We start from the raw sequence: 6,084 nt of genomic DNA, 5'->3' as shown, positions 1-6,084 counted from the left end.
ATCTAACGATTAAACTAAAAGCGGACCATTTAACCATAACGAAAGAGGCCAGCATTGCTGGCCTCTTTTTTGTCACTGTATAAATCGTAAAGAGTTACTTAAGAGAGTTGTGAATCAGGAACTCTTCTTCAACGCCTTTCAATTTCATCTCATCCATAATGAAGTTCACTGTGTTCAATAAACGTTGTTCACCTTTAGGAATCAAGTAACCGAATTGACTGTTGGTAAATGGTGTCTCACAACGAGCCGCTTCAAGGCGCTCGTCCGTCACTTGATAGAACAGACCTTCAGGAGTTTCTGTCACCATTACATCAACTTTACCTTCCGCAACGGCTTGCGGAACGTCTAGGTTGTTCTCGTAACGTGTAAAGCTCGCGTCTTGCAAGTTAGCATCCGCAAAAATCTCGTTAGTCCCGCCGATATTAACGCCAACACGCACAGAAGAAAGGTTCACTTTTTCAATGCTGTCGTATTGTCCAACTTTGCCTTTCGCGACTAGAAAACACTTACCAAAGGTCATGTAGCCTTGAGTTTGTTCAGCGTTTAACTGGCGCTGCATTTTACGTGTGATACCGCCCATCGCGATGTCGTATTTATCGCTGTCTAGGTCGGTTAGCAGATCTTTCCATGTGGTACGAACAATCTGTAATTCAACGCCTAACTGCTCTGCAACATGCTTAGCTACGTCAATGTCATAACCAGAGTAGGTTTTGCCGTCGAAGTAAGAAAAAGGTTTGTAGTCGCCTGTGGTGCCAACGCGAAGTGTGCCTGATTTTTGGATGTCTTCTAGCTGGTCGGCTTGCACTACACCAGAAAGTGCCAGAGTAATGGAAGCAAGTAATAGTGATGTTTTTTTCATTGTAATTATCTGTTGTGTTTGTGTTGTTATTCAAAGTAACAGAAACAATCAGAAAAAGAGATCAAACCATTGGAAAGGTTGGAAAAGAAGATAAAACGAGGGTAGGAGATAGGTAACTCTATTGATTTGTGAACATTGATAAAGATGTGTTTCATATTCCATTTTGATAAACCGTAGACAAACAAAAAGCCCATGTTATCGAATAACATGGGCTTCATTTTGGTTTAACTTGTTAGCTGCTTAGCTGCTTAGCTGCTTAGCTGCTTAGCTATTTAGCAACAGACTCGTTGTTCATCTTAGCTGGAGCTTTAGATGCGTTAACCAGTAGGATACCAACGGTGAGCACCATCGAACCACATAGTAGGAACAACAAGCGTCCTGTTGGTTCGTTTGGAATCAGAGCCATTGCTAGGATACCGAAACCTGCTGTGCTGATAAGCTTACCAAGCATTGAACGCTGTTTAGTATCTAGGTTTTGTTGCTCTTCACCTTCCGCTACTAGCGGCGTGTTCCAGTTAGTGAATAGTTGGTCAACTTCTTTCTCACGTTCAGGCGATAGGCCTTTGTAGAAGCGAGAAGTTAGGATGAAGTAACCACCAGTAAACACTACGTGAGCAGCTAAGCTAAGACCTACTTTTAAGTCGCTCCATTCACGGCCAGTAAGCGCTGTTTCCATACCGAATAGGTGCTCGATGTCTTCTGCTTGAAGCGAGATACCGAAGATGTAAGAAACGAAGCCACCAACGATTAGCGTAGACCAACCAGCCCAGTCAGGCGTCTTACGAATCCACATACCAAGTAGTACAGGGATAAGCATTGGGAAGCCAATTAACGCACCTACGTTCATTACGATATCGAACAAGCTCAAGTGACGTAGAGAGTTAATGAACAAGCCAATCGCGATGATGATAATACCCATCATGATAGTGGTTAGCTTACTGACAATAACCAGCTCTTTCTGAGTCGCGTTTTGGCGAAGAATAGGGCTGTAGAAGTTCATTACAAAGATGCCAGCGTTACGGTTCAGACCTGAATCCATAGAAGACATTGTTGCAGCGAACATTGCTGACATAAGAAGACCAACCATACCTGCAGGCATTACGTTCTGTACGAATGCTAGGTAAGCTGCATCTCCCGCTTTATCACCCATTGAAGCGTACTCCAATGCGAAATCAGGCATGAATGCACTTACGTACCAAGGTGGTAGGAACCAGATTAGTGGGCCAACAACCATAAGGATACATGCTAGGCCTGCCGCTTTACGTGCGTTTTCACTGTCTTTTGCACATAGGTAACGGTAAGCATTGATGCTGTTGTTCATTACACCGAACTGCTTCACGAAAATGAACACAACCCAAAGTACGAAGATGCTCATGTAGTTAAGGTTATTACCTAACATGAAGTCGCCGTCGAAGTTTGCAACGATGTTAGTTAGGCCATCACCGTGGAAGTAAGCTGCAACCGCACAAGTAATCGTAACCGCCATGATAACAAGCATTTGCATGAAGTCAGAAGCAACAACCGCCCAAGAGCCGCCTGTTACTGCCATCAATACTAGAACCATACCCGTTACCACAATGGTTGCTTCCATTGGGATGTTGAATACCGCTGCTACGAAGATAGCTAGACCATTTAGCCAGATACCCGCAGAGATAAGGCTGTCAGGCATACCTGCCCATGTGAAGAACTGTTCAGACGTTTTACCAAAGCGCTGACGAATAGCTTCGATCGCCGTTACCACACGAAGTTGGCGGAACTTTGGAGCGAAGTACATATAGTTCATGAAGTAGCCAAAAGCATTGGCTAAGAATAGGATTACAATAACGAAACCGTCATTGAACGCGCGTCCTGCGGCACCTGTAAACGTCCATGCTGAAAACTGTGTCATGAAGGCGGTTGCACCAACCATCCACCACAACATTTTGCCGCCCCCTCTGAAGTAATCACTAGTCGACGTGGTGAACTTACGGAACATCCAACCAATAGCGATTAAAAAGAAGAAGTAGGCGAGAACAACAAAAGTATCGATAGTCATCTTTTCAGCCTTTTAAATATCATAATTAACTGGGCTTAGATTAACGCGTTCAAAGGTTTATTTGTACTACAATATGTCTTTAGTATGATCTAGGTCGCATTGATTTTTTAGCTATTGGCAAATTACTAATCAAGCCATTGTTTTAATTGGTTTTAATTGGTTGTGTATTTTGTTTTAGATATAAAATAAAATGAGGGTTAAATGTTTATATGTATTACAATATAAGCAAAAGCGCTTACTTTACTTTATCTATAAGATTTTAATTATAACCGTAACAAATGTGCTACAAATTGGTGTGTTGTGCGACGCCATTTACGTTAATTTGGAACTCTATTCTGGAAATTCTTGTATTAGGATTTCAAGTGTAGCTCATTGTTTTCACCTCGCTATTTTGTGTTTGTCTGCGGTTCTGTAGCCTTTCCATGTTATTTATTCATTTTTTCGTGCTAGAGAGGTGCGTATTTGGAATTTTTGTCACTGAGTGGGCGTTAAACTGGACGACGGGACACACTTTCGGCTCACTTTGTCTATTGTGGTCTTCAGTGCATGCTATGAGAGATGTTTGACGAAGTATTAAAAAGGAATATTGTCGGATAAGGGATGGATAAGGAGCTGGATAAGCGGTAGGTAGCACCAGTAACGCTTCGCTAGATGCATACTGAGGTTGCTTGAAAGCCTTACATCACTCGTTCTTGCCTGTCTTAGTCACGGAGCTGTACGAGGCCATAGGGAGAACGGCGATAGGGTATGGGGAAACAGAACGTTGATTGAGCGTGTTTTACGGTTAGTCAGCGCAATAAACGCCAGATAACAAAAAGCCCCACCGAAGTGAGGCTTTATCACGAAATCTAAAACAGATTAAGCGTTAACGTGATCAACTGCGTCACGAACAAGCTTGCCTAGTTCGTCCCACTTACCTTCATCGATAAGGTTAGTTGGAACCATCCAAGTACCGCCACACGCAAGAACAGAAGGGATCGATAGGTATTCATCTACATTCTTCAAGCTTACGCCGCCAGTAGGCATGAATTTAACAGGGTAAACTGCTGTTAGTGCTTTAAGCATACCAGTACCGCCGGAAGGCTCAGCAGGGAAGAACTTCAACGTGCGAAGACCCATTTCCATTGCTTGCTCAACTAGGCTTGGGTTGTTAACGCCCGGTACGATTGCAACACCTTTGTCGATACAGTATTGAACAGTACGCGGGTTAAAACCTGGGCTTACGATGAAATCAACACCAGCTTCGATAGATGCGTCAACTTGCTCGTTAGTCAGTACAGTACCTGAACCGATTAGCATGCCTGGGAATTCTTTACGCATGATGCGAATCGCTTCGATTGCACATTCTGTACGTAGTGTAATTTCTGCACATGGCATGCCATTTTCAACCAACGCTTTACCTAGAGGGATAGCGTCTTCAGCACGGTTGATCGCGATTACAGGAATTACTTTTAGGTTTGCTAGTTGTTCATTTAATGTCGTCATGAATTCTTTCTCACGTTAAATGTGGGCCTGCTTTAAACTAAGCAAACCCTTGATTAATAGTTAAAGTGCGTAATTATAGAGACAGATCAGGCGTCGCTTCTAGAGGAATGATAGCACCTGGATGCTGAATCACGGTTCCTGCCACAATATGACCTGCAAATGCAGCATCACGAGCACTACCGCCGCTCAAGCGCTTGGCCAAGAAGCCTGCACTGAACGAGTCGCCAGCGGCAGTCGTATCAACGATGTTGTCTACAGGGTTGGGTGCAACGTATTGAGCGCTTTGGCTTTCAACCACTAAGCAGTCTTTCGCGCCACGTTTAATGACGATCTCTTTCACACCAGACTCAGACGTACGTGTAATACATTGTTCAATGCTTTCGTCGCCGTATAGCTCTTGCTCATCATCAAACGTCAGCAGAGCCGTATCTGTGTACTTAAGCATTTTCAAGTACCAAGAAATCGCTTCTTGTTGGCTTTCCCAAAGTTTAGGTCGGTAGTTATTGTCGAAGAATACTTGGCCGCCTTGAGCTTTGAATTTGTCTAAGAAGTTGAATAGCTGCGTGCGACCATTTTCTGTCAAGATTGCCAGCGTAATTCCACTTAAGTAAACCGCGTCAAAAGAGAACAGCTTATCAAGAAGAGCAGGCGTGTCTTCCTGATCAAACATGAACTTCGCTGCAGCATCACTACGCCAGTAGTGGAAACTGCGTTCACCAGTTTCATCGGTCTCGATGTAGTAAAGCCCTGGTTGTTTGTGATCCAGCTGAGCTATTAAGCTCGTGTCGATACCTTCCGCTTGCCAATTTTTTAACATGTCGGTACTGAATGGGTCAGTGCCGAGTGCAGTTACGTAGCTCGTGTTGATATCTTGCTCTTTTGTTAAGCGTGACAAGTAAAGTGCAGTATTCAGCGTATCGCCACCAAAACTTTGCTTAAGCCCGTCTTGTTTCTTTTGTAGCTCAACCATGCACTCGCCAATGACCGCGATGTTTAATGATTTCATATGCTTACCTTAGCAACTGAGGTTGCGCCAGTTATTATTTTAGGAAATCTTCACGCGCAGGGTTGAAGATATCAAGAAGGATGCTGTCTTGTTCTAGAGCAACTGCACCGTGCATCATGTGTTTACGAGCGAAGTAAGCATCGCCTTCTTTAAGGACTTTCTTTTCGCCTTCAATCTCAGCTTCGAAGCTACCACGAACAACATAACCGATTTGGTCGTGAATTTCGTGAGTATGAGGATGGCCAATCGCGCCCTTATCAAAACACAGGTGTACAGCCATAAGATCGTCAGTGTAAGCAACGATTTTACGCTTAATGCCGCCACCAAGTTCTTCCCATGGGTTTTCATCTAGGATAAAGAAAGAGTTCATTGTGTATCTCCTAATCTGTTTAAATCTTTTAAGTGTTACTTAACTTGGATCCATCATAAGGGAATGAGCTCAATTGTAATACAATATATCTAAATTTGTGTGATATTGATCAAGCGATACTTTATATAGCGTAAATAAATCAATAACTTAATAAATGGCTGATATTTATCATTAGTCATTTTTATCAATGACTTACGGTTGATTGTGTGACTCTAATCATCATTTGGTAACGAATAGGTATAATTAAAGCTCTTATTGTATTACTTTATATGGAGTTTGAAAATTTAATCAAAGTTTAAGCAGATAAACTCTTTATTGAGGGTGACAAA

At 42.8% G+C, this 6,084-nt stretch carries 5 protein-coding genes; all 5 read right to left on the bottom strand.

All coding sequences use genetic code 11. The annotated features are described in order from the left end of the window. Window positions 1-94 precede the first annotated feature (94 nt). The 5 genes from OCU90_RS10370 to OCU90_RS10350 all read right to left on the bottom strand — a co-directional run bounded on the left by OCU90_RS10370 (window position 95) and on the right by OCU90_RS10350 (window position 5,755). Window positions 95-859, bottom strand: a complete 765-nt coding sequence (locus tag OCU90_RS10370) for a transporter substrate-binding domain-containing protein (protein ID WP_061021552.1) — start codon at window positions 857-859, stop codon at window positions 95-97. Between the two features lie 268 nt (window positions 860-1,127). Continuing rightward, the gene (locus OCU90_RS10365; RefSeq protein WP_061021548.1) at window positions 1,128-2,894 is read right to left on the bottom strand and encodes a sodium:solute symporter family transporter; all 1,767 of its coding nucleotides are present in this window, start codon (window positions 2,892-2,894) and stop codon (window positions 1,128-1,130) included. A gap of 858 nt (window positions 2,895-3,752) precedes the next feature. Beyond that, complete coding sequence (locus OCU90_RS10360) at window positions 3,753-4,379, bottom strand: bifunctional 4-hydroxy-2-oxoglutarate aldolase/2-dehydro-3-deoxy-phosphogluconate aldolase (RefSeq protein ID WP_017088165.1); 627 nt, start codon at window positions 4,377-4,379, stop codon at window positions 3,753-3,755. A gap of 73 nt (window positions 4,380-4,452) precedes the next feature. Further along, the gene (gene kdgK, locus OCU90_RS10355; RefSeq protein ID WP_017077178.1) at window positions 4,453-5,385 is read right to left on the bottom strand and encodes a 2-dehydro-3-deoxygluconokinase; all 933 of its coding nucleotides are present in this window, start codon (window positions 5,383-5,385) and stop codon (window positions 4,453-4,455) included. A 34-nt stretch (window positions 5,386-5,419) separates the two neighbouring features. Beyond that, complete coding sequence (locus OCU90_RS10350; RefSeq protein ID WP_009846518.1) at window positions 5,420-5,755, bottom strand: cupin domain-containing protein; 336 nt, start codon at window positions 5,753-5,755, stop codon at window positions 5,420-5,422. Window positions 5,756-6,084 lie beyond the last annotated feature (329 nt).

The organism is Vibrio splendidus (assembly GCF_024347615.1).
Taxonomy (GTDB): Bacteria; Pseudomonadota; Gammaproteobacteria; order Enterobacterales; family Vibrionaceae; genus Vibrio; species Vibrio splendidus.
The sequence above is the reverse complement of the archived record's forward strand: the minus strand, read 5'-3'. Positions and strand labels throughout refer to the sequence as shown.